Annotated in this window: 25 protein-coding genes; 12 read left to right on the top strand and 13 right to left on the bottom strand. The window is 71.6% G+C overall.

The genetic code is table 11. From position 1 onward, the window contains the following. The first annotated feature begins 13 nt into the window (after positions 1–13). A complete protein-coding gene (locus ACWD5O_RS03135; protein ID WP_449936168.1) occupies positions 14–1,093 on the top strand; it encodes an inositol-3-phosphate synthase in 1,080 nt (359 codons plus the stop codon). Between the two features lie 79 nt (positions 1,094–1,172). Here ACWD5O_RS03135 and ACWD5O_RS03130 read toward each other — a convergent pair whose 3' ends face one another. Continuing rightward, complete coding sequence (locus tag ACWD5O_RS03130; protein WP_450084454.1) at positions 1,173–1,652, bottom strand: methylated-DNA--[protein]-cysteine S-methyltransferase; 480 nt, start codon at positions 1,650–1,652, stop codon at positions 1,173–1,175. Positions 1,653–1,692: 40 nt separating this feature from the next. After that, positions 1,693–2,025: a hypothetical protein gene (locus ACWD5O_RS03125; RefSeq protein WP_354967112.1), complete on the bottom strand. Its 333-nt coding sequence runs from the start codon at positions 2,023–2,025 to the stop codon at positions 1,693–1,695. 146 nt (positions 2,026–2,171) lie between these two features. Here ACWD5O_RS03125 and ACWD5O_RS03120 point away from each other — a divergent pair, with 146 nt between their 5' ends. Both ACWD5O_RS03120 and ACWD5O_RS03115 read left to right on the top strand, forming a co-directional pair. Continuing rightward, positions 2,172–2,714, top strand: a complete 543-nt coding sequence (locus ACWD5O_RS03120; RefSeq protein ID WP_450084453.1) for a hypothetical protein — start codon at positions 2,172–2,174, stop codon at positions 2,712–2,714. A gap of 26 nt (positions 2,715–2,740) precedes the next feature. Next, positions 2,741–4,276, top strand: coding sequence for a flotillin family protein (locus ACWD5O_RS03115; protein WP_354967110.1), 1,536 nt, complete (start codon positions 2,741–2,743; stop codon positions 4,274–4,276). Between the two features lie 67 nt (positions 4,277–4,343). Here ACWD5O_RS03115 and ACWD5O_RS03110 read toward each other — a convergent pair whose 3' ends face one another. Beyond that, positions 4,344–5,804 (bottom strand): CCA tRNA nucleotidyltransferase, encoded by a 1,461-nt coding sequence (locus tag ACWD5O_RS03110; protein ID WP_450084452.1) that lies wholly within the window; start codon positions 5,802–5,804, stop codon positions 4,344–4,346. Positions 5,805–5,931: 127 nt separating this feature from the next. Here ACWD5O_RS03110 and murJ point away from each other — a divergent pair, with 127 nt between their 5' ends. From murJ to ACWD5O_RS03075, 7 genes are all read left to right on the top strand, one after another. After that, positions 5,932–7,683, top strand: a complete 1,752-nt coding sequence (gene murJ / locus ACWD5O_RS03105) for a murein biosynthesis integral membrane protein MurJ (RefSeq protein WP_450084487.1) — start codon at positions 5,932–5,934, stop codon at positions 7,681–7,683. A gap of 443 nt (positions 7,684–8,126) precedes the next feature. Continuing rightward, the gene (locus ACWD5O_RS03100; protein WP_450084451.1) at positions 8,127–9,734 is read left to right on the top strand and encodes a protein kinase family protein; all 1,608 of its coding nucleotides are present in this window, start codon (positions 8,127–8,129) and stop codon (positions 9,732–9,734) included. A 43-nt stretch (positions 9,735–9,777) separates the two neighbouring features. Further along, entirely contained in the window at positions 9,778–10,497 is a 720-nt protein-coding gene (sigM, locus tag ACWD5O_RS03095) for an RNA polymerase sigma factor SigM (RefSeq protein ID WP_450084450.1), read from the top strand. Next, positions 10,494–11,483 carry a hypothetical protein gene (locus tag ACWD5O_RS03090; protein ID WP_450084449.1) on the top strand — a complete coding sequence of 330 codons (990 nt, stop codon included), beginning with the start codon at positions 10,494–10,496 and terminating at the stop codon, positions 11,481–11,483. The genes sigM and ACWD5O_RS03090 overlap by 4 nt, the downstream gene beginning before the upstream one ends. 181 nt (positions 11,484–11,664) lie before the next feature. Continuing rightward, positions 11,665–12,615, top strand: coding sequence for a thioredoxin-disulfide reductase (trxB, locus tag ACWD5O_RS03085; protein ID WP_449936150.1), 951 nt, complete (start codon positions 11,665–11,667; stop codon positions 12,613–12,615). A gap of 30 nt (positions 12,616–12,645) precedes the next feature. Continuing rightward, complete coding sequence (gene trxA / locus ACWD5O_RS03080) at positions 12,646–12,969, top strand: thioredoxin (RefSeq protein WP_030331849.1); 324 nt, start codon at positions 12,646–12,648, stop codon at positions 12,967–12,969. A 170-nt stretch (positions 12,970–13,139) separates the two neighbouring features. Further along, positions 13,140–14,306, top strand: a complete 1,167-nt coding sequence (locus tag ACWD5O_RS03075; protein WP_387324899.1) for an N-acetylmuramoyl-L-alanine amidase — start codon at positions 13,140–13,142, stop codon at positions 14,304–14,306. Positions 14,307–14,345: 39 nt separating this feature from the next. Here the strand turns inward: ACWD5O_RS03075 and ACWD5O_RS03070 are convergent, their stop codons facing one another. Next, positions 14,346–15,002 (bottom strand): GNAT family N-acetyltransferase, encoded by a 657-nt coding sequence (locus ACWD5O_RS03070; protein ID WP_354967103.1) that lies wholly within the window; start codon positions 15,000–15,002, stop codon positions 14,346–14,348. Positions 15,003–15,296: 294 nt separating this feature from the next. On the opposite strand from ACWD5O_RS03070, the gene ACWD5O_RS03065 reads away from it, so the two are divergent. Both ACWD5O_RS03065 and ACWD5O_RS03060 read left to right on the top strand, forming a co-directional pair. Next, on the top strand, positions 15,297–16,610 hold the full coding sequence (locus ACWD5O_RS03065) for an aminotransferase-like domain-containing protein (RefSeq protein WP_387324895.1): 1,314 nt from the start codon (positions 15,297–15,299) through the stop codon (positions 16,608–16,610). Positions 16,611–16,617: 7 nt separating this feature from the next. Next, positions 16,618–17,622, top strand: coding sequence for a D-alanine--D-alanine ligase family protein (locus ACWD5O_RS03060; protein ID WP_387324892.1), 1,005 nt, complete (start codon positions 16,618–16,620; stop codon positions 17,620–17,622). A gap of 125 nt (positions 17,623–17,747) precedes the next feature. Here ACWD5O_RS03060 and ACWD5O_RS03055 read toward each other — a convergent pair whose 3' ends face one another. The 9 genes from ACWD5O_RS03055 to rpmH all read right to left on the bottom strand — a co-directional run bounded on the left by ACWD5O_RS03055 (position 17,748) and on the right by rpmH (position 26,510). Further along, on the bottom strand, positions 17,748–18,698 hold the full coding sequence (locus tag ACWD5O_RS03055; protein ID WP_354967100.1) for a RodZ family helix-turn-helix domain-containing protein: 951 nt from the start codon (positions 18,696–18,698) through the stop codon (positions 17,748–17,750). Between the two features lie 1,676 nt (positions 18,699–20,374). Next, positions 20,375–21,379, bottom strand: a complete 1,005-nt coding sequence (locus tag ACWD5O_RS03050; protein ID WP_449936145.1) for a ParB/RepB/Spo0J family partition protein — start codon at positions 21,377–21,379, stop codon at positions 20,375–20,377. Positions 21,380–21,406: 27 nt separating this feature from the next. Further along, a complete protein-coding gene (locus ACWD5O_RS03045) occupies positions 21,407–22,477 on the bottom strand; it encodes a ParA family protein (RefSeq protein WP_449936206.1) in 1,071 nt (356 codons plus the stop codon). A 477-nt stretch (positions 22,478–22,954) separates the two neighbouring features. Beyond that, entirely contained in the window at positions 22,955–23,665 is a 711-nt protein-coding gene (gene rsmG / locus ACWD5O_RS03040) for a 16S rRNA (guanine(527)-N(7))-methyltransferase RsmG (protein ID WP_449936203.1), read from the bottom strand. Positions 23,666–23,810: 145 nt separating this feature from the next. Beyond that, on the bottom strand, positions 23,811–24,440 hold the full coding sequence (locus ACWD5O_RS03035; RefSeq protein WP_387324885.1) for a Jag family protein: 630 nt from the start codon (positions 24,438–24,440) through the stop codon (positions 23,811–23,813). A gap of 209 nt (positions 24,441–24,649) precedes the next feature. Next, positions 24,650–25,639 (bottom strand): membrane protein insertase YidC, encoded by a 990-nt coding sequence (yidC, locus tag ACWD5O_RS03030; RefSeq protein WP_354967096.1) that lies wholly within the window; start codon positions 25,637–25,639, stop codon positions 24,650–24,652. Then, positions 25,636–25,926, bottom strand: coding sequence for a membrane protein insertion efficiency factor YidD (gene yidD, locus ACWD5O_RS03025; protein ID WP_354967095.1), 291 nt, complete (start codon positions 25,924–25,926; stop codon positions 25,636–25,638). The genes yidC and yidD overlap by 4 nt, the downstream gene beginning before the upstream one ends. Next, positions 25,923–26,339 (bottom strand): ribonuclease P protein component, encoded by a 417-nt coding sequence (gene rnpA, locus ACWD5O_RS03020; RefSeq protein WP_449936141.1) that lies wholly within the window; start codon positions 26,337–26,339, stop codon positions 25,923–25,925. The genes yidD and rnpA overlap by 4 nt, the downstream gene beginning before the upstream one ends. Positions 26,340–26,372: 33 nt before the next feature. Further along, positions 26,373–26,510, bottom strand: a complete 138-nt coding sequence (rpmH, locus tag ACWD5O_RS03015) for a 50S ribosomal protein L34 (protein WP_007453904.1) — start codon at positions 26,508–26,510, stop codon at positions 26,373–26,375. Between the last annotated feature and the right edge of the window lie 33 nt (positions 26,511–26,543).

Here is a 26,543-nt window from a genome sequence, read left to right as displayed (position 1 = left end):
GGAGGCAGACGCTATGGGCTCCGTCCGCGTCGCCATCGTCGGTGTGGGTAACTGCGCCTCGTCCCTTGTTCAGGGCGTCGAGTACTACCGGAATGCCGACCCGAACGACCGCGTCCCGGGTCTCATGCACGTTGCCTTCGGCGACTACCACGTCTCCGCCGTGGAGTTCGTCGCGGCGTTCGACGTGGACGCCAAGAAGGTGGGCATGGACCTCGCGGAGGCGATCGTCGCCAGCGAGAACAACACCATCAAGCTCTGCGACGTGCCGCCGACCGGCATCAGCGTGCAGCGTGGTCCGACCTTCGACGGTCTGGGCCAGTACTACCGCGAGATCGTCGAGGAGTCCGACGCCACCCCCGTCGACGTGGCGCAGGCGCTGCGCGACGCGCAGGTCGACGTCGTCGTCTGCTATCTCCCGGTCGGCTCCGAGCAGGCCGCCAAGTTCTACGCCCAGGCAGCGATCGACGCCGGCTGCGCGTTCGTCAACGCCCTGCCGGTCTTCATCGCCTCCGACCCGGAGTGGGCGAAGAAGTTCGAGGACGCTGGCCTGCCGATCGTCGGTGACGACATCAAGAGCCAGGTCGGCGCCACCATCGTGCACCGCGCCCTGGCGAAGCTCTTCGAGGACCGCGGTGTCGAGCTGCTGCGCACGTACCAGCTCAACTTCGGCGGCAACATGGACTTCATGAACATGCTGGAGCGCAAGCGGCTGGTCTCGAAGAAGATCTCGAAGACTCAGTCGGTCACCTCGCAGATCCCGCACGAGATGAGCAAGAGCGACGTGCACATCGGCCCGTCGGACCACGTGCCGTGGCTCGACGACCGCAAGTGGGCGTACATCCGCCTGGAGGGCCGCTCGTTCGGCGACACCCCGCTCAACGCCGAGCTCAAGCTCGAGGTGTGGGACTCTCCGAACTCGGCCGGCGTCATCATCGACGCGGTCCGCGCCGCGAAGATCGCACTGGACCGGAAGATCGGCGGCCCGATCCTGTCGGCCTCGTCGTACTTCATGAAGTCCCCGCCGGTGCAGTACGCCGACCACGACGCCCACCAGGCCGTCGAGGAGTTCATCGCCGGTGAGGTCGAGCGCTGACCCGCTGACCACCAGCACCGCCGAGGGCCGGGTCCGTACGGACCCGGCCCTCGGCGCATTCACCAACGGTCCGGGTCGGTCAGGACCAGGCGCGTTGCAGGGCCACCCGGGCCTCCAGCTCCAGCAGGTGCACCTTGCGCGGCAGGCCACCCCCAAACCCGACCAGCTTGCCGCCGGCACCGACGATCCGGTGACACGGCACGATCACCGGGACCGGGTTGCGGTTGCAGGCCACACCAACCGCCCGTGCCGCCCCGGGGTCGCCGACCACGCGCGCCACCTCGCCGTACGTCGACGTCTCGCCGTACGGAATGCGGGTCATCTCCCGCCACACCGCCCGCTCGAACTCCGAGCCGCGCCGAACCGACACCGGGACGGTGAACGCAGTCAGCTCACCGGCGAAGTACGCCCGCAGCTCGGTGACGGCCTGCCAGGACAACGGGTCGGTGGGCTCGTCGACCGCGGCGTCCACCCGGCCGAAGTGCGTGCCGCACACGCTCGTGCCGTCGGTGGCCACGGAGAACTCGCCGATCGGTGAGTCGAGCACGGTCCAGTGCATCCACCCATTGTCCCTGTCGCGGACTTCCTTGCCGGCCCGGCTACCAGCGTCGGGCCGAACGCCACTCCTCGGCTGCCCGGTTCGCCGCAGCAGCAGCGGCCCGCTCGGCGCGGGCGCGGTCGCGATCGTGGAAGCCCAGGTACAGCTTGCGGCCGGCGAAGAAGGGCAGCAGCAACGCCGCGTAGAAGATCGTGACGTGCCCCTCGCCGGTGCCCAGCAGGTAATAGGCGTAGTAGCCGGCGAGCACAGCGCCGATACCGGCCAGCACCCGGTCGACCCGCGAGGTGGTGGCGAAGGAGGTGACCGCGACGCCCAGCAGCACGACCGCGGTCAGCGCCAGGCCGATGATGTAGATGGTGATCACGACAGCCACGGCAGGCCCTCTCGTTGCGGACAGACCGGAGCGATCAACCGGCGGCGCAGAAGATAACGTGCCAAGGTCCGTCGGCGCTGCCCCTTTTCGATCAACACCAGCGGCCCGGATCGGGAGATCATCTTCGCGCCCCGCTGACCGCCGAAATGTTGCGTGATTTCGATACCGTGCAGGTCGTGGCCACGGGGACGCTCATCTTTCTGATCATCGGCGGGGCGGGTGTCGGAGTGCTGGCGCTCGCCCTGCTCGGCAGCGAGCTGCTGCACTTCGGGCACGCCGACGTGGACGGGCCGATCTCAACCGAGACGGTCGCCGGCTTCGCCGGGGCGTTCGGCTTCGGCGGGGCCATTGTGAACGAACTGCTCGGCGCGGGTACCCCCGGCATGATCGCGGGCGCCGCTGCCGGCGGCCTGGTCGCCGCCGTGCCCACCGCGTGGTTGGCGTCCCGGCTGAGCCGCGCGGCACGGAACATGCGCACCGACCCCACCCCCACCCGGGACGACCTGGTCGGCGCGCTCGGCCTGGTGGTCACCCCGGTACCCGCCGACGGCTACGGCGAGGTCCGGGTACGCGTCGCCGGCCAGCCGGTCAAGCTCAACGCCCGCGCCGACCAGCCGATCCCGGTCGGCGCCCAGGTCTTCGTCGTGCAGGCACTCAGCGAGACCAGCGTGCACGTCGAGACCTACTGACTCCTTCTCGAAGACGGGACTCCTTCATGCCCCTGTTAATCGCCATCGGCGGCGCGGTCCTCCTCGTGCTCGTCCTGGTGTTCTTCGTGCTCTCCCGGATCAAGGTGGCCGGGCCGAACGAGGCGTTCATCGTCACCGGCCGCAAGGGCCGCACCACGCAGACCGCCGACGGCGGCCGGTCGACCGACATGTCCGGCCAGAAGGTGGTGCTGGGCGCCTCGGTCTTCGTGCTGCCGGTGGTGCAGAAGCTCCAGTCGCTCGACCTGTCCAGCCGGCGGATCGACGTCGGCATCCGGGGTGCGGTGAGCAAGCAGGGCATCCGCGCCGACCTGCACGGCGTCGCGATCGTGAAGGTCGGCGGCACCGAGGACGCGATCCGGGCCGCCGCCCAGCGGTTCCTGCACCAGCAGGACGAGATCGACAACTTCACGCGGGAGGTGCTGGCCGGTGCGCTGCGCTCGATCGTCGGCCGGCTCACCGTCGAGGAGGTCATCCGGGACCGGGCGGCGTTCGCCAGCGCGGTGGCGGAGGAGGCCGAGCACTCGATGACCAACCAGGGCCTGGTGCTGGACACGTTCCAACTCCAGGACATCCTGGCCGAGGGCTCGTACCTGCAGGACCTGGGTCGGCCCGAGGCCGCCCGGGTGCTCAAGGACGCGGCGATCGCCGAGGCGCGGGCCCGGCAGCAGGCCGAGCAGGAGCGGCTGCTCGCCGAGGAGGCCATCGCCGAGGCGAACCGGAACCTGTCCCTCAAGCAGGCCGGCATCCAGGCGGAGATCGACGCGGCGAAGGCGAAGTCGGCGGCGGCCGGCCCGCTCGCCCAGGCCGAGCGAGACCAGGCGATCCTCTCCGAGCAGCAGAAGGTGGCCGAGCGCAACGCCGAGCTCAAGCAGCGCCAGCTGGACACCGAGGTACGCAAGCCGGCCGACGCCGCCCGGTACAAGGTGGAGCAGGAGGCCGAGGCGGCCCGCAACGCGGCGGTGCTGCACGCGGACGCGCAGCGGCAGGCGGTCATCGCCGCCGCCCAGGCGTCCGCGGAGCAGGCCCGGCTCACCGGTGAGGGCGAGCGGGCCCGGCGGGCCGCGCTCGCCGAGGCGAACGCGATCGAGGGCGCCAAGGAGGGTGAGGCCGAGCAGCGCCGGCGCTCCGCGATCGCCGAGGCGGTGGAGCGGGAGGGTCAGGCCGAGGCGGCGGCCATCCTGGCGAAGGGACAGGCCGAGGCGGACGCGATGGCGCGCAAGGCGGAGGCGTTCGCCGCGTACGGGGAGGCGGCGGTGCTGGACCTGCTGGTCAAGGTGCTGCCGCAGGTTGTCGAGGCGGCCAGCGCACCGATCGGGGCGATCGACAAGATGACCGTCATCTCCACCGACGGCGCGTCGTCGCTGACGAAGTCGGTGGCCGGCAACGTGGCACAGGGGCTCCAGCTGGGCAGTGACCTGACCGGGATCGACCTGGCCGGTCTGCTCGCCCGGCTCGGCTCGGCTTCCAGCGCGGTCGGCAACGGCACCTCGGCCGGCAAGGGCACCACTTCGGTGGACGGGACGGCCGTCGAGACCCGCTGACGCCGTACGCCGACAGGCGCCGCTCCCGGGTTCGGGAGCGGCGCCTGTCGTGGCGGGTCAGCTCCGGTCAGTCGATCAGGCCCTCGGCGCGGGCCCAGCGCAGCAGCTCCGCCTCGGCGGCGTCGCGGTCCAGCGGGCCGTGCTCGAGGCGCTGCTCCTTGAGGTGCTTCCACGCCCGTCCCACGACCGGCCCCGGCGGTACGCCCAGCAGCTCCATGATCGCGTTGCCGTCCAGGTCGGGGCGGACCCGGGCCAGGTCCTCCTCGGCCGCGATCCGGGCGATCCGGTCCTCCAACGCGTCGTAGTCCGCGCCGAGCTGGGCGGCCTTACGCCGGTTGCGGGTGGTGCAGTCCGAGCGGGTCAGCTTGTGCAGCCGGGACAGCAGGTCACCGGCGTCGGCGACGTAGCGGCGTACCGCCGAGTCGGTCCACTCGCCCTGGCCGTACCCGTAGAAGCGCAGGTGCAGCGCAACCAGCGCGGTCACCTTCGCGGTGATGTCCTTCGGGTAGCGCATCACCTTCATCCGGGCCTTGGTCAGCCGGGCGCCGACCACCTCGTGGTGGTGGAAGCTGACCCGACCGTCGGGGCCGACCGCCTTGGTCGCCGGCTTGCCCACGTCGTGCATGAGGGCCGCCATCCGCAGGATGAAGTCGCAGCCCTCCTCCTCGAAGGAGACCGCGTTCTCGACGACCGTCAGCGTGTGCTCGTAGACGTCCTTGTGCTGGGCGTGCTCGTCGATCTCCAGCTTCAGCCCGGTCAGCTCCGGCAGGAACCGCTCGGCCAGACCGGTGTCGACCAGCAGCCGCAGCCCGGTGATCGGGTCGGCGCCGCAGAGCAGCTTGGTGAACTCGTCGCGGATCCGCTCGGCGGTGATCCGGTCCAGGTCGGCGGCCATCCGGCCCATCGCCGCGTGCACGTCCGGGTGCACGGCGAAGCGCAGCTGAGCGGCGAACCTGGCGGCCCGCAGCATCCGCAGCGGGTCGTCGCCGAACGACTCGCGGGGGTCGGCGGGGGTACGGATCACCTTGGCCGAGAGATCGTCCAGCCCGCCGTGCGGGTCGGTGAACTGGTGCTCCGGCAGGCTGACCGCCATCGCGTTGATGGTGAAGTCGCGCCGCCTCAGATCCTCGGTGAGGTTGGTGCCGTAGACCACCACGGGGTTACGGGTGACCTGGTCGTACGACTCGGCGCGGAAGGTGGTGATCTCCAGCCGGAGGCCGTCGCGCTGGGCGCCGATGGTGCCGAACTCCCGACCGGTCTCCCAGATCGACTCGGCCCAGCCCTTGATGATCCGCAGCGTCTCGTCGGGGTGCGCGTCGGTGCAGAAGTCCAGGTCGTCCCCGAGCCGGCCGAGCAGCGCGTCCCGCACCGAACCGCCCACCAGGTGCAGTTCGTGACCGGCACGGACGAACCGTCGGCCCAACTCGTCGGCGACCGGGGAGACCCGGAGCAGTTCGGCGACGGCGTTGCGCTGGGCGCCGGTGAGTTCGCGGCGGTCGGCGGCGTGTGGAGCGGAGGCTTCGGACATGGGATCGCCAGACTATCGGGCCCGGTCGGCATCCCCTCCGCCGGGCGCGGGTAACAGGCACCGGTTGACTAAGGTCTGTGACGTGCGGGTCGGTGCCCGCCTCGACGTACCCACTGGGAGGCTGGAGATGAGCGGCGGGCTCTACCGCAGCGCGAACGCCGCGCACGACGGCGGGCCCGGCGCACGCCCGGGGGACGGCGCCACCTTCATCTCCGCCGAGCCGCTGAACCAGCCGGCCATGGAGTCGACCGCGCCACCGCAGGAGCAGGTGGCCGAGGCGAGCGCGGCGACCAACAGCGCGGTCATGGCGATCGGCAGCCTGGTCAGCCGGGGCACGGGCTTCCTGCGGACCCTGGTGCTGACCGCCGCGCTCGGTGGCGCGCTGGTGGGTGACGCGTACACCACCGCGCAGATCCTGCCCGGAATGGTCTACGAGTTCCTGCTCGGCGGAATCCTCACCAGCGTGCTAATCCCGGTGCTGGTCCGGCGTCGCCGGTCCGACACCGACGGTGGCCAGGCGTACGCCCAGCGGTTGCTGACCCTCGCGGTGCTGACCCTGGCCGCGGCGGCGCTGTTGGCCGTCGTCTGCGCCCCGGTGCTGACCTCGCTGGCGGCCAGTGACAAGGCGGGCGAGGACTACCAGGACCTGGTGACCGCACTGTCCCGCCTGATGCTGCCGATGATCTTCTTCAGCGGCCTCAGCGCCCTGATCAGCGCGGTGCTCAACACCCGAGGGCACTTCGCCGCCCCGATGTGGGCACCGATCCTGAACAACGTCGTGGTGATCGCCACCGCCGGGCTCTACATCGCGATCTTCGGCGCCGAGATCATCCGGCCGGAGGCGATGACCCCCGGGCGGGTCCTGCTGATCGGTGGCGGCACCCTGCTCGGCGTGGCGATCCAGGCCATCGGCCTGCTGCCGGCGCTGCGCAAGGTCGGCTTCCGCTGGCGGTTCCGGTTCGACTTCCGTTCCCTCGGGCTGCGCGAGCTGGGCCGGCTCGGCGGCTGGATGTTCTGCTACGTCGCGGTCAGCCAGGTCGGCCTGATCGTGCTGTTCAACCTGCTCAGCCGGGCCGGCAAGGAGAACGCCGCCGGCCCGCTGATCTACAACAACGTGTTCCTGCTGCTGATGATGGCGCACGGCATCATCGCCGTCTCGATCATCACCGCGCTGATGCCCCGGATGAGCGCGGCCGCCGCCGACGGGCGGTACGCCGACGTCGCCGCGGACCTGTCCCGCGGCACCCGCACCGTCTCGGCGGTGCTCGCACCCATCGCGGTCTGCTACGCGGTGTTGGCCACCCCGCTGGCCGTGGCCCTGTTCCGCTACGGGGCGTTCAGCGACGAGAACGCGGCGGACACGTCCCTGGTGCTGCTGCTGGCCGCGCTGGCGCTCGTGCCGTTCGCGATCAGTCAGCTCTTCACCTTCGCCTTCTACGCTCTGCCCGACACCCGGACCCCGGCGCTGATCAACATTCCGGTGGTGGCGTTGCGGATCGGTGTGCAGGTGGTGCTCTTCGTCGCCTTCGCCGCTCACTTCGCCGCGGCCGGCATGATGATCGGCAACGCGGTCTCCTATGTGGCTGCGGCGTTCGCCTCGGCGTGGCTGCTGCGCCCCAGGATCGGCCGGATCGGGATGGGCGCGATCCTGCGTACCCTCGGCCGGGTGGCGCTCGCCGCGTTGGGTTCCGCTCTGGTCGGCCTGCTGGTGGTGAATCTGCTGCCTGGCGGCGACACGCCGAGCTGGGCCCAGGCCGTTATCCAGCTCGTGATCGGCGGCGTGGTGATCGGCGGTACCTACCTGGGGCTGGCCACGCTGCTGCGGATCGGGGAGATCACCGAGGTGGTCGGCATGGTCCGCCGCCGGATCGGTCGCTGAGCGCGAACGTCCACCTACGAAAAGTCGTACCTGCACGGATCGTGACCGCGGATCACCAGGCTGGGGATGCACCTGTGGATAACTCCGCGATTCGCCGGTCAGCCACCGAATCACCTGTGGATAACTGGCCGTACGGCTGAGCGTGTCGATCCGATCGGCGGGAACACGCCCGCTGACGGGAGCACCAACCTGGGTCGGCCCCGGCGTCGGTCACTTGCGGTGAAGCCGTAGATTGGCTAGTACATGTGCCAGCAACGTGGCTGACAACGGTCGTAACCGGACGACTTCTCCGACTCCCGGCACCCCGCCGGGTACGGCGGGAAGTTGACATGTCGGAGAGACGGGCAACCCGGGTAAGGTCGCTCTCGACGGGTACGGCAGGCGCCGACGCTGCGCGTCGACACCGGTCGGCCGGTTCCTTCGACGGCAGAGCGGGAAGCCACATGCCCAGCAGTGCGGGTCCATCGATCGACACGATCACCGAGGGAGGACGGGTGACCCAGGTCGGCGAGGGTCAGGAGGCGGACGAGAGCGCTCCGCCGCTCATGACCTTCGGTGCTCCCACGGCCGGTGAAGTCCTCGCCGAGCGGTACGAGCTGGTCGAGCACATCAACAACGACAGCGCGGGTCGGCTGGTCTGGCGTGGGATCGACGTCATCCTGCGCCGTCCCGTCGCGGTGGTGCTGCGCTACCCGGGTGGCGACTCCGCCACCGAGATGCTTCAGGCCGCCGTCGCGGCCAGCCGGGTCATCCACCCCAACCTGGTCGGCGTCTACGACGCGATCGACGAGGCCGAGCGGGCGTACGTGGTGCGCGAGTGGGTGGACGGGCAGTCGCTGCGCGACCTGGCGACCGGGGGCCCGCTGGACCCGGCCCGGGCCACCGCGATCGGCAACGCTGTCGCCAGCGCGCTCGCCGCGGTGCACGCCACCGGGATGGTGCACGGCAACGTGCACCCCGGCACCGTGATGATCAGCGACGAGGGCCGGGTGGTCCTTGCCGACGCGCGCACCGACGGCGCCGACAGCCAGGAGAACGACATCCGGGCGGTCGGCGGGATCCTCTACTTCGCCCTGACCGGCTACTGGCCGCACGCCGAGGCTCCGCTGCACGGCGCCACCGCCGGGCACGGCCGTGCCGCGATCCCGGACGCGGTCCGGGACGCCAGCGGCGGCATCGCGGCCCCCCGCCAGGTTCGGGCCGGAGTGCCCGCGTACCTGGACGACCTGACCATGGATCTGCTCGACGCGGAGATCGCCCCGCCCTCGTCGGACGTGCTCGCCGCCGAGTTGGCCCGGCTGGACGTGCCGGCCGAGGAGGAGCACTACCTCGACAACAGCGGGCCGTTGCGGTTCGCCGCCGACACCGAGGAGGAGCCGTCGCCGCTGGCCGCGGCCGGCGGTCGCAAGGTCGCCGTGGGCATCGCCGGTCTGCTGGCGGTCGCCCTGGTCGGTCTGCTGATCGGGATCAGCGCGCTGGGCGGCGATGACGAGGACCCGAAGGGAAGCGCGGGGGCCGCTCCCACCGCCAGCGCCCCGGCCGGCGAGGTCACCCCGGCCGCCGCCACGGTGCGGAAGCTGACCGTGACGGGCGTCCGGATCATCGACCCGGACAGCACGAAGCGCAATGAGCTCGGCGGTGCCGACAAGATCATTGACGGGGACGAGGACAAGGGCTGGGAGACGGACACCTACGACCGCCGCCCCAACTTCGGCAACCTCAAGAAGGGCATGGGTGTCTGGCTCGATCTGGGCGAGCCGCACAGCGTCAAGTCGGTGCAGGCGGTGCTCTCCGCGACCGGCGCGTCCGCCCAGCTCCTCGCCGGCACCGGCAACCCGCCGTCGACCTCCAACGGTGACAAGCAGGTGGTGGCGAACTACAAGACCGCCATCGGGCAGCCGTTCGAGGACCACGACGGCACCACCATGACGTTCAACGGCTTCGACGCGGACACGAAATACCAGTACCTGCTGTTCTGGATCACCGAACTGCCTCAGGCCGAGGGTGGCTTCAAGCTGGGGGTGCAGGAGATCACGGTCCAGGGGTCGTGAGCTTGGCACCTCCACCAGGGCACCGCATCCGCTGGACGTGGTGATGGACGGGCGCGACGCCGCAACGGACCTGGAGCTGCTGCGCGCCCACGTCAGCGGAGACCGGGACGCCTTCGCCGAACTGTTCCACCGGCACCGGGACCGGCTCTGGGCGGTGGCCCTGCGGACGCTCGGCGACCGGGAAGAGGCCGCCGACGCCCTCCAGGACGCGCTGTTGTCCGCGCACCGGGCGGCCGGCCGGTTCCGCGGTGACTCCGCCGTCACCACCTGGCTGCACCGCATCGTGGTGAACGCCTGCCTGGACCGGATCCGACGCCGTCAGGCGCATCCCACCGTTCCGCTGCCCGACGGCAACCGCGCCGGGGACGGGTCGGGCACGCCAGGAGTTGAGCCGGCCGCACCGGCGCAGGACCACGACACCGCGCTGGTGGTCCGCGAGGCGCTCGCGGCGCTACCCGTCGAGCAACGCGCCGCCCTGGTGCTGGTGGACCTGCAGGGCTACCCGGTGGCCGAGGTGGCACGCATCCTCGGCGTCGCCGAGGGGACGGTGAAGAGCCGGTGCGCCCGGGGTCGGGCCCGGCTGGCGGTGCTGCTCGGGCACCTCCGCCCGGCAGCCGCCCCAGCGACGTCCGCGGCCCGCCCGGAGCCATCCGGGCCGGTCGCGGGCGTGCCCGGCGTCACGCCGGGGAACCCACGCCCGGCGGAGGGCGTCGGATCAGGGTCGGGTCGGTACCGGCGGGACGCCAATCAGGAGGACACGTGACGACCGAGGGGTACAGGGAGGTCGACGACGACCTGCTCGCTGACTACCTCGGCGGGGCGTTGGACGGCACGCCGCAGCAGGCGGAGGTCGCTCGCCTGGTCGACACGGACCCGGCCTGGGCCGAGGCGTACGTGCTGCTGGCCCCCGCGGTGGCCGAGGTCCGCGCCGACCTGGCCCGGTGGGCCGAGCCCTCCCCGGAGCTGCCGCCGGCGGTCGCCGACCGTCTCGCCGCCGCGTTGGCTGCGGCGGATCCGGTATCGAACGGCACCCCGGCCGACGCGGGCACCGGCGATGGGGAGCCGGAGGCCGGCGTCGCCACACCGGTGGTCGTGCCGGCACAGGGCGGAAGCGGTCCCGGTCGCCGGGCCGTCAGCCCGTCCCCGGCCGAGCCGGGGCGCGGGACACGAACCGGTCCGGGTCGCCGCCGGCGCAGGTGGGCCCGACGTGCCGCTCCGGTGGCCGTCGCGGTGGTCGCCGTCGTCGCGGGCGGGCTGGGCCTCAACCAGTTCTCCATGGACGCCTCGGACACCGCCGGCACCAGCGCCCTGAACCAGCCCGCCAGCGCGCCCGACAGCGCGGTCCGCACCACCGGACCGTCCCTACGCAGCGGCACGGATTACAACCCGCAGAGCCTCGGCGACAGGACGGGCGGTCCTTCCCCCCTGCGGCAGGCCAGCACCTCCGCCGACGGGCAGCCCGAGGTGTCCGCCGAGGAGGGCCGGCGACCGGCGTCGGGCGGGCGGGACCAGTTGGCCCGGCTGACCGACGAGGCCGCGCTGAAAACCTGCCTGGCCGACGTGGCGGCCGAGCACGGATCCGCCCCGCTGGTCGTGGAAGTGATCGACTACGCCGAGTTCCGGGGCGAGCAGGCCCTCATCATCCGGTTCACCGACGCTGCCGGCGCCCGCTGGGCCTGGGTGAGCGGCCCGGAGTGCGGCGTCCCCGGGTCCGGCTCGGACAGCCGGTATTCGGCGCGGGTAGGGTGAATCTGCGGTCACCGGCGAGCTGAGCGTCCGCGTGACCTGACCCACCGGAGGTCCGGCTCGGGAATCCCCGGTTCGTACGATGACGTTCTGGAAGTCACCTGCCGGCACCCTCCAGGCGTCGGCACTCGGATCAGCATCGGTGCGTGCGCCGACGCCGACACACACAACTCGGGAGACGGCAGTGGACGAGGTCCGCAACCTGATCATCATCGGCTCCGGGCCGGCCGGTTACACGGCGGCGGTCTACGCCGCACGCGCCAACCTGAAGCCGCTGATCATTGAGGGCGTGCAGTCGGGCGGCGCACTGATGACCACTACCGAGGTGGAAAACTTCCCCGGCTTCGCCGACGGCATCCTCGGCCCCGAGCTGATGGACAACATGCGCAAGCAGGCCGAGCGGTTCGGCGCCGAGTTCCTCACCGACGACGTGACCCGGGTCGAGCTGGTCGACACCGGCGATGCGGGCGCCGACGCGGTGAGCACCGCCTGGGTCGGCGAGACCGCCTACCGGGCCCGCTCCATCATCCTCTCCACCGGTTCGGCCTGGCGCCCGCTGGGCGTGCCCGGCGAGCAGGAGTACCTCGGCCACGGCGTCTCCTCGTGCGCCACCTGTGACGGGTTCTTCTTCCGCAACCAGCACATCGTGGTCGTCGGCGGCGGCGACTCGGCGATGGAGGAGGCCAGCTTCCTCACCCGCTTCGCCGACTCGGTCACCATCATCCACCGGCGCGACTCGTTCCGGGCCAGCAAGATCATGGCTGACCGGGCGATGAACAACGAGAAGATCAAGGTCGAGTGGAACAGCACCGTCGAGGAGATCCTGGGCGCCGACGGCAAGGTCACCGGCGTACGGGTCCGCAACGTGCACAGCGGCGAGACCAAGGTGCTCGACGTGACCGGCGTTTTCGTGGCCATCGGTCACGACCCCCGCAGTGAACTCTTCCGCGACCAGGTCGAGTTGGACGACGAGGGCTACGTGAAGGTCCAGGCCCCCAGCACCCGGACCAACGTGCCCGGCGTCTTCGCCGCCGGCGACGTGGTCGACCACACCTACCGTCAGGCGATCACCGCGGCCGGCACCGGCTGTGCCGCCGCGCTCGACGCCGAACGGTTCATCGCGACGCTCAGCTGAAAATCGAACACATCCCGGAGGAGGGGCATAGTGGGAACAACCAAGGCGGTCACCGACAAGAGCTTCGTCGCTGACGTGCTGCAGGCCGACAAGCCGGTGCTGGTGGACTTCTGGGCCGAGTGGTGCGGCCCCTGCCGCAAGGTGTCGCCGCTGCTCGAGGAGATCGCCCGCGAGATGGGTGACCAGGTCACCATCGTCAAGCTCAACATCGACGAGAACCCGGAGACCGCCCGCGCCTACCGGGTGATGTCGGTGCCCACGCTCACCGTCTTCAAGAACGGCCAGCCGGTGCAGTCGATCGCCGGCGCCAAGCCGAAGGGCGAGCTGGTCCGGCTCATCGAATCGGCGCTCTGACCAGCAGGAACGTCACTGAACCCCGTACCCGGTCACCGGGTGCGGGGTTCGGTGTCTTCCGGGCCCGCGCCACTGCCGTTTTTTCCGCCCGAGCCACCTCGCAGCGCCGGAACGCATAGCCTCAAGCCGGGGCCGCCCGGCCAGCCAGCGTCGTGCAGAGGGGGTCGTGCGTGCGTCCGATTCGACCCGGTGACCGGGGACCCGCGGTCACGGAGATCCGTACCATCCTCACCGGCCTCGAGCTGCTCGCCTCCGCCGCGGGCCCGCACCCGGACGAGTTCGACCTCGACACCGAGCGAGCGGTCCGCGCGTTCCAGCAGTCCCGCGGGCTCAGCGTGGACGGCCGGGTCGGGAGGGAGACCTGGGGGGCCCTGGACGCCGCCCGGTGGCGGCTCGGCGCCCGCACCCTCTACCACGCGGTGCCCGATCCGCTCACCGGCGAGGACGTCCGGTCGCTCCAGGAGCGACTCCTGGAGATGGGGTACGACGTGGGCCGCGCGGACGCCATCTACGGCATCCGGACCTCCCGGGCGGTGGCCCAGTTCCAGCGCGAGGTCGGGCTCACCCCCGACGGCTCCTGCGGACCGCAGACCATGAACGCACTGCGCCGGATCGGCCGGAAGGTGGTCGGTGGCCGCCCCCAGTGGCTACGCGAGTCCGACGCGATCCGGCAGTCCGGGCCGGCGCTGGTCGGCAAGACGGTGGTCATCGACCCCGGCCACGGTGGCACCGACCCGGGGGTGGTGGTGCCGGACGGGTCGCTGCGCTGGACGGAGGCGGACCTGATGCACGACCTCGCCAGCCGGCTGGAGGGGCGGCTCGCCGCGTCCGGGGTACGGGTGCAGCTCACCCGGGGCCCGGCGCCCGACAGCTGCCTGCCGGACACCGACCGCGCCCTGCTGGCCAACTCACTCGGCGCCGACGTGTTCATCTCGCTGCACCTGGACGGGCACGCCAACCCGGACGCGGAGGGCGTGGCGACCTACCACTACGGCACCAACAACGGGGTGACGTCGGCGACGGGTGAGCGGCTGGCCGGTCTGGTGCAGCGGGAGATCGTCGCGCGCACCGGGCTGCGGGACTGCCGCACCCACGCCAAGGCGTGGGACCTGCTGCGGCTGACCCGGATGCCGGCGGTCCGGGTGGAGGTCGGCTACCTCACCTCGCCAGCGGACCGCGCCCGGATCGTCGACCCCGCGTTCCGGGACCGGGTGGTGGAGGCGATCGTGGCCGCGGTGCAGCGGATGTACTTCCCGATCGAGCGGGACGTGCCGACCGGATCGATCGACGTCAGCGAGCTCCGGGCGGTGGTGACCGCCGGAACGGTGATCGACTGAGCCGGCTCGTCGACCGCCCGGGCGCTCGGCGACGTCCGCTCAGCCGCGGGTGGCCGGGGCGGGGCGGACCGGGCGGAGCAGGGTCTCCGGGCTCATCGAGCCGAGCAGCTTCTCCAGCGCGTACTCGACGTCGGACTTCCAGCTCAGCGCGGTGCGCAGCTCCAGCCGCAGGCGGGGAAACCGCGGATGCGGACGGACCGTCTTGAACCCGACGGAGAGGAAGAAATCGGCCGGTGCGACGCAGCCACCCGCCGGGTCGTCGGCGTCGCCGAACTTGGCATCGCCGAACGCCTCGATCGCCTTGATCCCCCGCTTGGTCAGGTCCCGGGCGACACCCTGCACCAGCATCCGGCCCAACCCGCCACCGGCGAACGCGGCCACCACGTTGGCGGTCATCAACAGCGCCGCGTCGGCGGAGACCGGCGACGTGGGAAAAGCCATCGAGCGGGGGACGTAGGCGGGCGGGGCGTACATCACGAAGCCCGCCGGCATGCCGTCGACGTACGCGAGCTTGCCGCACGAGCCCCACTCCAGCAGCGTCTGGGAGACCCACGCCTCCTTCTCCAGGCCCGGATCGCCGGCGGCGCAGGCCCGGTCGGCGGAGACCGGATCCAACTCCCAGTAGACGCACTGTCGGCACGGGCGAGGAAGGTCTTCCAACGTGTCGAGGGTCAGGCTGACCAGACGTCGCGACATATGGCGCATCCCCACAATAGGCTCGGTGGTGAGACCGGCACGGAACGACAGCGCCGCCTTCCTGCCCCCGACGAGCGATCGTACGCCGCCGATCGACGGTACGGGAGGGGACGCGCAGATGCTCACCGCGCCGGGGGACACCGGGGACCGGTCCGGGATGTGGACGGTACGCCGCAGCAGGCCGGCGCCCCGGCCCTGGCGGACTAGGATCGACAATCGGTGTCCCCGCCGCCATGGTCGCCAGCGTCCGGGGTACCCGGGGGGAGCCACCCGAGCAGCGATCGAGGTGAGGTCATGACCGGCACGACGCTCGACGACTACACCGACCGGTACGCCCGGCGGGTACGCGGGATGACCGCCTCCGAGATCCGAGCACTCTTCGCGGTGGCCAGCCGGCCGGAGGTCGTCTCGCTCGCCGGTGGGGCGCCGTACATCGCCGCCCTGCCGCTCGACGCGGTCGGCGAGATGCTCGGCCGGCTCGGCTCCGAGCACGGTGTGACCACCCTCCAGTACGGCATCGGCCAGGGCACCCTCGAGCTGCGCGAACGGATCTGCGAGGTGATGGCGCTCTCCGGGATCGACGCCGGCTGCGGCGCCTCCCCGGAGGACGTGGTGGTCACCGTGGGCGGGCAGCAGGCGCTGGACCTGGTGGCCCGGCTCTTCCTCGACCCGGGTGACGTGGTGCTCGCCGAGGGCCCGACGTACGTCGGCGCGCTCGGGGTGTTCCAGGCCGCGCAGGCGCAGGTGGCGCACGTGCCGATGGACGCCGACGGGCTGATCCCGGAGGCGTTGGAGACCGCCATCGACGACCTGGCCAGGGCGGGCCGGCGGGTGAAGTTCCTCTACACCATCCCCACCTACCAGAACCCGACCGGCGTGACGCTCAGCGAGGAGCGCCGGGAGCGCGTCCTCGACATCTGTGAGCGCGCTGGCCTGCTCGTGGTCGAGGACGACCCGTACGGCCAACTGGGGTTCGAGGGCGAGGCGCCGGCACCGTTGCGGGCCCGTCGTCGGGACGGGGTGTTCTACCTCAGCACCTTCTCCAAGACCTTCGCGCCCGGGCTGCGGGTCGGCTGGATCCTGGCGCCGCACGCGGTCCGCGACAAGCTGGTCATCGCCAGCGAGGCGCAAATCCTCTGCCCCAGCGGCTACGCCCAGGCCGCGGTCGCCACCTACCTGGGCACCATGCCCTGGCGGCAGCAACTCAAGGTCTACCGCGAGGTCTACCGGGAGCGCCGGGACGCCATGCTCGACGCGCTGGCCGACCTGATGCCCGAGGGCACCAGCTGGACCACCCCGGCCGGCGGCCTCTTCGTCTGGGCCACCCTGCCCGACGGGCTCGACTCGAAGGCCATGATGCCGCGCGCGGTCGCCGCCCGGGTCGCCTACGTGCCCGGCACCGGCTTCTACGCCGACGGCACGGGCACCGGCACCATGCGGCTGAACTTCAGCTTCCCGCCGCCCGAGCGGATCCGCGAGGGCGTCCGCCGGCTGGCCGGAGTGATGGAGCAGGAGATCTCGATGCGCCGGGTCTTCGGCGCCGTGGGTGGCGCAACCGGACGACGCGGCCAGGCCGGCTCCGACGTGCCGGGACCCGACTTGGCATGATGCCGGCATGGGTACGACCGCTGCCGAGCGCCTCCACGTGACCAAATCCGCCGTCGCGGCCGACCTGCGCGTGCTGGTACTCGCCGGTGGGCTCTCCTACGAGCGGGACGTCTCGCTGCGCTCCGGCCGCCGGGTGCTCGACGCGCTGCGCGCTGTCGGCGTGGAGGCCGAGCTGCGGGACGCCGACGTGGCCCTGCTGCCGGCGCTCGCCGTCGACCCGCCGGACGCCGTGGTGATCGCACTGCACGGCGCCACCGGCGAGGACGGCTCGCTGCGCGGAGTGCTGGACCTGTGCGGCGTCCCGTACGTCGGCTGCGACGCCCGCGCCTCCCGGCTCGCCTGGGACAAGCCCTCGGCCAAAGCGGTGCTCCGCGAGGCCGGCATCCCGACTCCGGACTGGGTGGCCCTGCCGCACGACCGCTTCTCCGAGCTGGGTGCGGTTGCCGTGCTCGACCGGATCGCCGACCGGCTGGGCCTGCCCCTGATGGTCAAGCCGGCGCAGGGCGGGTCGGGGCTGGGCGCCGCCGTGGTCCGCGACGCCGCGTCGCTGCCGGCCGCGATGGTCGGCTGCTTCGCGTACGACTCCACGGCGCTGGTGGAGCGGTACGTGCCGGGCATGGACGTGGCGGTCTCCGTGGTCGACCTCGGCGACGGACCGCAGGCGCTCCCGCCGGTGGAGATCGTGCCGCGTAACGGGGTCTACGACTACGCCGCCCGTTACACCGCCGGGCGTACCACCTGGCACGCCCCCGCCCGGCTGGAGCCGGAGGCAGCCGCCCGGGTCGCCGACGTGGCCCTCGCCGCGCACACCGCGCTCGGCCTGCGTGACCTCTCCCGGGTCGACGTGATCGTCGACGCCGACGGTCAGCCGCACGTGCTGGAGGTCAACGTCTCGCCCGGCATGACGGAGACGTCGCTACTCCCGCTCGCCGTGCAGGCTGCCGGCCTGGACTTCGGTCGGCTCCTCGGCTCCCTGGTCAGCCGCGCCGCCGCGCGCCCCACCACGTCCTGAGCTCTCCGCTGCCGCGCCCAACTCCGCGCCCGGCTCCCGCGCGGTCCCTCCCGACCGATCGATCATGAGGTTGGCGGGTGCGCACGCCGCTGCGGTCGCCGTCAACCTCATGATCCAGTCGGGTGTCAGCGTGCGGTGGGGGCGTCCTCGGAGGTGCTGGGGTTGCTGGTGGGTTGGGTGCCGGCCGTGGCGGTGCGGCCGGCGGGGCCAGCCACGTCCGCCGGACCGGGTGCTGATGCGCCAGCTGGTTCGGTTGCCGGGTCGGTGGTCGCGGCGTTGGTTCCGGTTGCCGGATCGGCGGTAGTGGCCCTGGGCGCGGTTCCGGTGTCCGGGTCGGTGTCGCCGTCCGTCTTGGTGTCGCCGTCCGCGTCGGTGCTGTCGTCCGCGTCGGGCGCTGGCTCGGGGATCTCCTCCGCCGCTTCGATGACCGAGACCGCCGCCGCCGCGGCCGCAGCGGCATCCGCAGCGGCGGACTGCGCCAGCAGGCTGGACGGTGCCTGCCACTGGATGCGGGGCGGCTCGGCCAGCGGCCGGCCACCGAACTCGGCGAGCCAGGCGGCGACGAGCGCCAGGTTCTCCCGCCACTGCGCCTCGGAGATCGGCGGCAGGATCGAGTCCCACAGCGACAGGAAGGTGCCCCGCAGCTGAAGCCGCCCGTACGGCCGGGCGAGGAACCACATGTGCAGATGGGCGGAGCCATCACCCCACCTGTTGACGTGCACCCGTGCCACGCCGTCCAAGGATCGGATGGCCCGCTCCAGACGGACGGTCATCACGCCCAGTTCGGCGGCAAGCAGGTTCGGCAGGTCACCCAGGTCGAGATGGGTCCGCGATTCCAGGATGAGCACCATGGGCAGGCCGGTGGGCCGGTCCATGGCGCGTACCCGCCACCGCTCTCCCACCCAGATGTAGGCGTCGTCAGGAGCGTTGCAGGCGGTGCATTCCCGGAGGCCCTCGCCCTTGCGTGGCGGTTCGACCGGGACCGGATCGTCGAGCTGCTTCACACGGAGCTCGCCCTCGAAGGGGAACGAGGGCCACTGGGTGAAGTCCGGGACTGAGGGAGGGGTGTCGTGCACGACGCTGACCCTAACCGAGTCTGGCACCGCTGTCCCTACCAGTTTGATCCCTTCGGGGTCCACCCGATCAGCGCTCAGCGTCGATCGATGTGTGGACCACCGAAGCACCGGTGAAGGGATATCCACAGGCTGCCGAGATCCTGAACGCGGGCCGTCATCCACAGGCTGGCACCCGGTTCCACGCGGTGTTTCACGTGAAACAGGGGGTGCCTGTGGACAACCGGTGTGGATAACTTTTTGGTCAGTCGTTCGTTGCCCGCGAGCCCGCTCGCACCCGTCGGCGATGACGGTGCCGACGTCGAGCGTCAGGACGGTGCCCGGACTCGACGGGACCACCCTTTGCTCGGCCGGCCACGAGGCCGCGGCGGCGGATTGGGCGGGCCCTCGGCGGCCGGGTTCCGGCGCGAGTCGCATAAGCCTGGGCCCCTCAGACGCCGATGTGTGATCGTCGGTCAACGCCGGACGTTTGGCGTTTGGCGCCAGGGCACATCGTGCCGAGGTGGCTCCACGCGATGCCCGCGGCCCGCCGCCCGTAGCTCTCTGCCCGCCGGCCGTGCCTCGGCGCTCATCGGCCCCGCCCCGCTCCCGCCCACGGTCAAGGCAGCAGTTTCAGGGATGTTGTCGCCTCGCGAGCGCTGGAGGCAGCTACATCCCTGAAGTTGCTCGGATCCTGGCCTGACGCATTCGGCGATGGGGGCGAGCGGGGGCGGGGGACGGCGCGCGGCAAGGGCAAGGGGGTCTCGCAGGCGCCTGGGCGTGGGGATGAACCGAACCGGCTCGGATCGAGAGTCCAAGCCCCGGACACCGAGGCGGGGATCGCGGGCGCACGACGCTAGACGGAGCGAGGCGCGGGGCATGGGGCACGGGGACCCGACACAAGGCATGCGGCACGAGACATACGGCGGCGGCCTGCTCACCCCACGGGAACGGGTGCACCCGCATGCCCCGGCCGACGACGCAAACGGCGCGACGCCCAGTGCAAGGCGCGTGGGCGTGAGGCGCGGTCGGCGCAGGGCCTGGGCGCTCGGACCCGGGCGCAACGCGAGCGCGGGGCACAGCTCGGGCGCCGAGCCGGCTCGGACCCCAGCATGCACGGCAAGAGGATCGGGACCACGCGTCTGCCGTGCGGGGCGGGCTTGCGGACCCACCGGTCCGACGTGCGGGGTGCGGAGAGCGGCACGGGGGCGAGCTCGGCCCCGAGGCAGATCGCCACACGCCGCCGCCCCAACCGCCGGTTCCGCGCAGCGGACCCACCGGCGCAGGCGAGCACAGACCACCTGCTGGGCCGTGCGGCACGACGGGTCCTCCCACCGGAGGCGACGAAATCAGGTTCGCAGCCGGCCCGAGGAGATCTCGATCAGCACGGACCACGACCAGGGCCAGAGAGCGGGCCACCCGACCAAGACCACCACGGGCTGCATGCGTGGCCGCAGCGGCCTGCTGAGCGGGCGCACGAGGCCTTTCCGTCGCCACCCCGGCGGTCGAGCCGTCGATCACCCTCGTGGCCGCTCTGTTTCACGTGAAACGACGGCACGGCGAGAGACCCCATGGACCCGACGGGTGGCGGCGCACCGGGACGCGCCAGACCGCACCCGTTTCAGGTGAAACCAACGCGGCCGGATGCAGAACGGCCGCGCATCCCGAGGGGAAGCGCGGCCGCAGGCGGGCGGGGGCGATCAGTCCCCGGAATCCGCCTGTTGCACTCCGATGATGCCTACGATCCGCTCCAGGTCGTCCACCGTCGCGAACTCGATAGTGATCTTGCCCTTGCTCCTGCCGATGTCGACCTTCACCCGGGTGTCGAACCGATCCGACAGCCGATCGGCGAGGTCGGTCAGGCCGGGCGCGTGCGGCTTCGGTCGCCGCTTCGCGGCCTGGCCCTTCGCCGGGCCGTCGTTCAGCGTCAGGGCCACGATCTCCTCGGTCGCTCGGACCGACAGCCCCTCGGCCACGATCCGCAGCGCCAACTGCTCCTGCGCCTCCGATTCGTCGAGGCTCAGCAGGGCACGGGCGTGACCGGCCGACAGGATCCCCGCAGCCACTCGGCGCTGCACCTGGGCCGGCAGGTTCAGCAGTCGGATGGTGTTGGAGATCTGCGGCCGGCTTCGACCGATCCGGCGGGCCAACTCCTCGTGGGTGGCCCCGAACTCCTCCAGCAGCTGCTGGTACGCGGCGGCCTCCTCCAGCGGGTTCAGGTTGGCCCGGTGGATGTTCTCCAGTAGCGCGTCCCGGAGCATGGCGTCGTCGCGGGTGTCCCGGACGATCGCCGGGATGCTCTCCCGGCCAACCGCCTGGGCGGCCCGCCACCGCCGCTCGCCCATCACCAGCTCGTACTTCTCGTCGTCGAGCTGCCGGACGACGATGGGCTGGAGGAAGCCGACCTCCTGGATGGAGGTCTTCAGCTCCTCCAGCGCCTCCTCGTCGAAGACCTGGCGGGGCTGCTTCGGGTTCGGCACGATCGCGTCGACCGGGATTTCGGCGAATCGGGCTCCCGGCACCGGGCTGAGCGTGGGCTCCGACTCGCGAGCAGGCGGCCCGGCTGACGCCGCCGCGACCGACTCATCCTCCACGTGCCCGTTCTCCGGCTCGGCCGTCAGGGTGCCCGCTGCACCCGGCACCGGCCCGGTCGGGATGAGCGCCCCCAGGCCCCGACCCAGACCGCCCCGAGGACGGTTCTTCATGCCACGCCTCCCAGCGAATCGTCCGCACTACGCATTCCGGCCCACCGGCTCCTTGACGCCCCGCTCGGCGATCTCCTGGGCGGCCTCGAAGTAGCTCGTGGCGCCCCGCGAACCGGGATCGTAGGTCATCACCGACTGGCCGTAGCTGGGTGCCTCGGAGACCCGGACGTTGCGGGGGATGACCGCCTGGAGCACCTTGTCGCCGAAGTGGTTCCGGACGTCCTGCTCGACCGCGTCGGCCAGGCGGGTACGGCGGTCGTACATGGTCAGCAGGATCGTCGAGACGTCGAGCTTGGGGTTCAGGTGTTGCCGCACCAGGTTGATGTTGTTGATCAGCTGGTTGAGCCCCTCCAGCGCGTAGTACTCGCACTGGATCGGGATCAGCACCTCCTGCGCGGCGACCAGGGCGTTGACCGTGAGCAGGCCGAGCGAGGGCGGGCAGTCGATGAAGACGTAGTCGAACTGCCCCGGGTAGGCGGCGATGGCCCGGTCGAGGCGAGACTCCCGCGCCACCACCGACACCAGCTCGATCTCGGCTCCGGCCAGGTCGATCGTCGCGGGTACGCACCACAGGTTGGGGATGCCCTCGACCGCCTGTGCCACCTCGGCCAACGGCACGCTGTTGATCAGGCAGTCGTACACGTCGGGAATGCCGGTGTGGTGCGGCACGTTGAGGCCGGTCGAGGCGTTGCCCTGGGGGTCGAGGTCCACCACGAGCACCCGGTTGCCGTGCAGGGCGAGCGCCACCGCAAGGTTGACCGTGGTCGTGGTCTTACCCACGCCGCCCTTCTGGTTCGCGACGCACATGACCCGGCTCCGGTCCGGCCGAGGCATGGTCACCTCGCCACTGGGATTCAGGATCTGCACGGCGCGCATCGCCTCCATAGCCAACGGTGGGTCATCCTCTTCGCGCGTCGGGGTTTCACGTGAAACGTACGTGGGGTCGGCCGACACGGCGGCCGACGATTCGGCTGAAGCGACCGCCGGCGCCGCGGCGGTGGGTTGGTGCGGAACCGCCGGCTCGAAGCGGACCGCCGCGACGGTGTTACGCCGACCCGAGGTGGGCCGTACGTCGGCGGCGTTGGCCGGTCGGGTCACCGCATCCGGTGCCCGACGGGCAGCCGCCGGTTCCGTGGTGTCGGGTCCGGTCGGCTGGCTCGCGGGCTCGTCGCGCGACACCAGCGGATCGTCGTCCGCCGGCCGGGGCGAAGGCCCGGAAGCGCCGGGCGACCAGCTCGGGTAGTCGGTTTCACGTGAAACGGGGTCGCTGGTTGACCCGGTCACGCGTGGATCGTCGTACCTGCCGTCGTCATGCACCTGTCATCCCTACCCGCTTCGGATGGTCGGTCCGCGCCCCGGTCAATTTGGCCGCACCCGCGCTCGCACCCCCGGAGCGTACGGCCCCTTGGGAGCGGTCGGAGGTCGCGACGTTCGTCGCCCGCTCCACACTATCGACGCGCGGTCAGCCTACGGCGGACAGGCGTGGCCGGTCCACGTCGGGCTCTCATCCCCTCGTTCCATCCGTACCGGTACAACGAGACAACCCACCGGCCGGACGCCCGATGGCGCGAAGCGTCAACGGCGGCGTGGCCGTCCGCCCCGGGCGCGCTTGCTGGCAGCCGGTCGGGCCGGACCGATCACCCGCTCGCGGACGATCTCCACGACGGTGGTGGGTGGATCGATCACATCGACGCCGCACAGATGCAGGGTCGGCTCTGCGCCGCCGAGACGCTTCACCACCTCGGCGTGCTCGTTGATCTCCTCGGCGGCGGACGCGCCCTTGAGCGCCAGCAGCCGCCCGCCGCGCACCGCCAGCGGCAGGCTCCACGTCGCCAGTCGGTCCAGTGGCGCGACGGCCCGGGCGGTCACCACGTCACCGCTGATGGGTTCGCGGCCGCTCGATCCGCTGGCCGCCTCGTCGGCCCGCCCCCGGAACACCCGCACCGATCTGGTCAGGCCGAGACGCTCGACGACCTCGATCAGGAACGACGTCCGTCGGGCGAGCGGCTCGATCAGGGTCACCGTCAGGTCGGGGCGCGCGATGGCCAGGACCAGACCGGGCAGACCGGCGCCGGACCCGACGTCGAGCACGGTCGCGTCAGCGGGGATCCGCTCAGCGACCGCAGCGCAGTTGAGGAGGTGCCGGTCCCAGATGCGGGGTGCCTCCCGGGGACCGATCAGACCGCGGACCACCCCGTCGGTGGCCAGCAGCTCGGCGTACGCGGCGGCCACGTCGAGCCGATCGCCGAAGAGGGTCAGGGCGGCCGGGGCCAACTCGGGCGGCAGTTCCGCGTCGGACGGCGAGGGCGGAGCGTCCTGAGCAGGATCGGTGTCGACGCCGGGGGTGTCGGGCCGGACAGCCGACGGCCCGGGCGGCGTGCCGCCCGGGCCGGACACGGCGTCAGCCGTGATGTCGTCGTGGGTCACCCGGTCAGTCCGCCGGCCGTACGACGATGCGCCGGCTCGGCTCGACGCCCTCGGACTCGCTCACCACGCCGGACATGGCGTTGACGACGTCGTGGACGCACTTGCGCTCGAACGCGGACATCGGCTCCAGTCGGACCGACTCGCCATACTCCTTGACCTTCTCCACCGCGTTCTTGGCGACCGCGGCGAGCTCCTTGCGGCGGTTCGCCCGGTAGCCGCCGACGTCCAGCAGCAGGCGGCTCGGCGTGCCGGTGGCCCGGAAGACGGCGAGGCGGGTCAGCTCCTGGAGCGCCTCCAGGGTGGCGCCGCGCTGACCGACCAGGTTCTGCAGCCGGGCACCGACCACCTCGACCACCGGCCGGCCGCCGGCGACCAGCTCGTCGATGTCGCCGTCGTAGTCGAGGATGTCGAGCAATCCTTCGACGTAGTCCGCCGCGATCTCGCTCTGCCGGAACAGTTCGCCCTCGCCCGCGGTCTTCTTCTCCCGGCCGCCGGCCGCGGCCTCGGTGTCGTCGCCGGCCTCGGTGTCGTCGGCCTCCGTCTCGTCGGCCTCGATGTCGTCGTCCACCGCGAGCGGCGCGGTCCCCTCCTCGTCCAGGGACTGCTCGGCGCGGGGGATGCTGGTCTCGGTCACGGTCTCATCTCCGTACTCGCTCGGCTGGACCGTCGGGTCCGCTGGTTTCCCGGGGCCGGCGGGAGGTCGCCGGTGCCCACGGGCACGTCTGTACGGGCAGTGTCGCCCGTGGCCGCGTCACGCGCGGTCGGTTCCGTCCGGCGCCGGCCGTACGGCGGCTGCGCGGTGCGGAACGGGCCGTCGCCGGTCGCCCGACGACGGCCCGGAAGTCAGCCCTGCCGCTTGGCGGGGCGGCTCTTCTTGGGGTTCACCGGCTTGGCGCCCGGCTTCGGCCCGGCCACCTTGGGCGCGGTCGCCTTGACCGGCGCCAGCGGGGCCGACTTGCCGCGCCCGAACAGGCCGCCCGCCTTGGCCGGCTGCACCGGGTTACGGGCGGCAGGGGTGGCGGCCTTCTTGGCGGTCACCGGCGGCGGGAACTTGCGCAACACCCACTGCTGCTGGCCGAGGGTGAAGAGGTTGTTGGTGACCCAGTAGATGATCACGCCGATGGGGAAGATCGCACCGGAGATCAGCAGCGAGGCGGGGATGCCGTAGAGCATCAGTCGCTGGATCATCCGCTGCTGCGGGTCCTCCGCCCAGCCGGTCTTCAGGATCATCTGACGGCTGGTCAGGTACGTGGTGCCGATCATGATCAGGACCAGGAGGCCGGCGATCACCTTGACCGTGGTGCCGTTGGCGCCGAGGCGGGCCAACTCGTCGGCGGTGGACCCGAACTTGCCGGACAGCGGCGCGGTGAAGAGCTTCGCGTGCGAGGCGCTGTTGAACTGGTCGACGGTCCAGCCGTAGATCGTCTTCTTGTCTTCCGTCTTGAACGGGTCGAGGCGGCGCAGCACGTGGAAGAGGCCGAGGAAGACGGGGATCTGGAGGAACATCGGAAGGCAGCCCATGAGCGGGTTGGCCTTTTCCTTCCGGTAGAGCTCCATCATCTCCTTCTGGAGCGTCTCCCGGTCACCCTTGTGCTTCTCCTGCAGCTCCTTGACCTTGGGCTGGAGCGCCTGCATCGCCCGCTGCGACTTGATCTGCTTGACAAAGACCGGGAACAGGATCACCCGGACCGTGACAACCAGGAAGACGATGGCCAGGATCCAGGCGAAGTTGGTGCCGATCACCGCGCCGACGGGCACCCCGATGGCGTCCCAGGCGGAGTGCCAGGTCAGCAGGATCCACGAAATCGCGAAGTAGATCCAGTCGAGACTCAATTCGGTGCTCCAGTCACATCGGCACGGCGGCGACCGCCCGGCTCCGGCACCGGGTCATGTCCACCAGGGTGGAAGGGGTGGCAGCGCAACAGCCGCCGGACCGCCAGTGCGGCTCCCCGGAGCGCGCCGTGCCGGGACACCGCCTCCTGGGCGTACGCACTGCACGACGGGTAGAACCGACAGCGAGCCGGCAGTGCCGGACTTATCCACCGACGGTACGCGATGATGGGCGCGATCAGCACCCTGGCACCGGTTGTGGGGCGCGGGGCGGCCGGCTCCGTACTCATCGGGACCTCCGCTCCCTGGGCGACCGGGCGGCTGCGATGGCGGCGTCCAGGTCGGCGGCGAGTCGAGGGTACGACGCCTCGGCCGTGGCCGGGAGCGCTCGGACGACCAGGGTGCTGCCGATCGGCAGCGCGGCAAGCCGCTCCCGGACCAGTGCTCGGAGCCGACGCCGGACCCGGTTGCGCACCACCGCGTTGCCGACGGCCTTGGACACGACGAAGCCGGCGCGGGTCGGAGCGGAGAGTTGCTCCGCACCGGTGTTCCGCGCCGGCTCCGGCGAGGTCGGTGTGCTGAGGTCGGCGGTCGCCGGCACGGTCAGGTGGACCACGACGGCGCCTCGTCCGGCGCGTCGGCCACCGCGAACCGCTGCGGCGAAGTCAGTGCTACGCCGCAGTCGCTGTGCGGCGGCCAGCACGACTGCCCACGCCCCCCCGAACGACCCGTCGGCTCAGGCCGACAGGGTGGTGCGACCCTTGGCGCGGCGGCTCGAGAGGATGGCACGGCCGGCACGGGTGCGCATGCGCAGCCGGAAGCCGTGGGTCTTCGCGCGCCGGCGGTTGTTCGGCTGGTAGGTGCGCTTGCTCACGTCAGGCTCTCCGTTTTCGTACGCGCCCCGGGC

The sequence above is a fragment of the Micromonospora sp. NPDC005161 genome (assembly GCF_053599855.1).
Note: the sequence above shows the minus strand (reverse complement) of the source record. Positions and strands in the feature narration are given on the sequence as shown.

Excerpts from the sequence above, each read along its gene's own strand:
- ACWD5O_RS03135 (WP_449936168.1), top strand. The coding sequence starts at position 14 with ATGGGCTCCGTCCGCGTCGCCATCGTCGGTGTGGGTAACTGCGCCTCG.
- ACWD5O_RS03130 (WP_450084454.1), bottom strand. The coding sequence starts at position 1,652 with ATGCACTGGACCGTGCTCGACTCACCGATCGGCGAGTTCTCCGTGGCC.
- ACWD5O_RS03120 (WP_450084453.1), top strand. The coding sequence starts at position 2,172 with ATGTTGCGTGATTTCGATACCGTGCAGGTCGTGGCCACGGGGACGCTC.
- ACWD5O_RS03115 (WP_354967110.1), top strand. The coding sequence starts at position 2,741 with ATGCCCCTGTTAATCGCCATCGGCGGCGCGGTCCTCCTCGTGCTCGTC.
- ACWD5O_RS03110 (WP_450084452.1), bottom strand. The coding sequence starts at position 5,804 with ATGTCCGAAGCCTCCGCTCCACACGCCGCCGACCGCCGCGAACTCACC.
- murJ (WP_450084487.1), top strand. The coding sequence starts at position 5,932 with ATGAGCGGCGGGCTCTACCGCAGCGCGAACGCCGCGCACGACGGCGGG.
- ACWD5O_RS03100 (WP_450084451.1), top strand. The coding sequence starts at position 8,127 with ATGCCCAGCAGTGCGGGTCCATCGATCGACACGATCACCGAGGGAGGA.
- sigM (WP_450084450.1), top strand. The coding sequence starts at position 9,778 with ATGGACGGGCGCGACGCCGCAACGGACCTGGAGCTGCTGCGCGCCCAC.
- ACWD5O_RS03070 (WP_354967103.1), bottom strand. The coding sequence starts at position 15,002 with ATGTCGCGACGTCTGGTCAGCCTGACCCTCGACACGTTGGAAGACCTT.
- ACWD5O_RS03065 (WP_387324895.1), top strand. The coding sequence starts at position 15,297 with ATGACCGGCACGACGCTCGACGACTACACCGACCGGTACGCCCGGCGG.
- ACWD5O_RS03060 (WP_387324892.1), top strand. The coding sequence starts at position 16,618 with ATGGGTACGACCGCTGCCGAGCGCCTCCACGTGACCAAATCCGCCGTC.
- ACWD5O_RS03050 (WP_449936145.1), bottom strand. The coding sequence starts at position 21,379 with ATGAAGAACCGTCCTCGGGGCGGTCTGGGTCGGGGCCTGGGGGCGCTC.
- yidD (WP_354967095.1), bottom strand. The coding sequence starts at position 25,926 with ATGAGTACGGAGCCGGCCGCCCCGCGCCCCACAACCGGTGCCAGGGTG.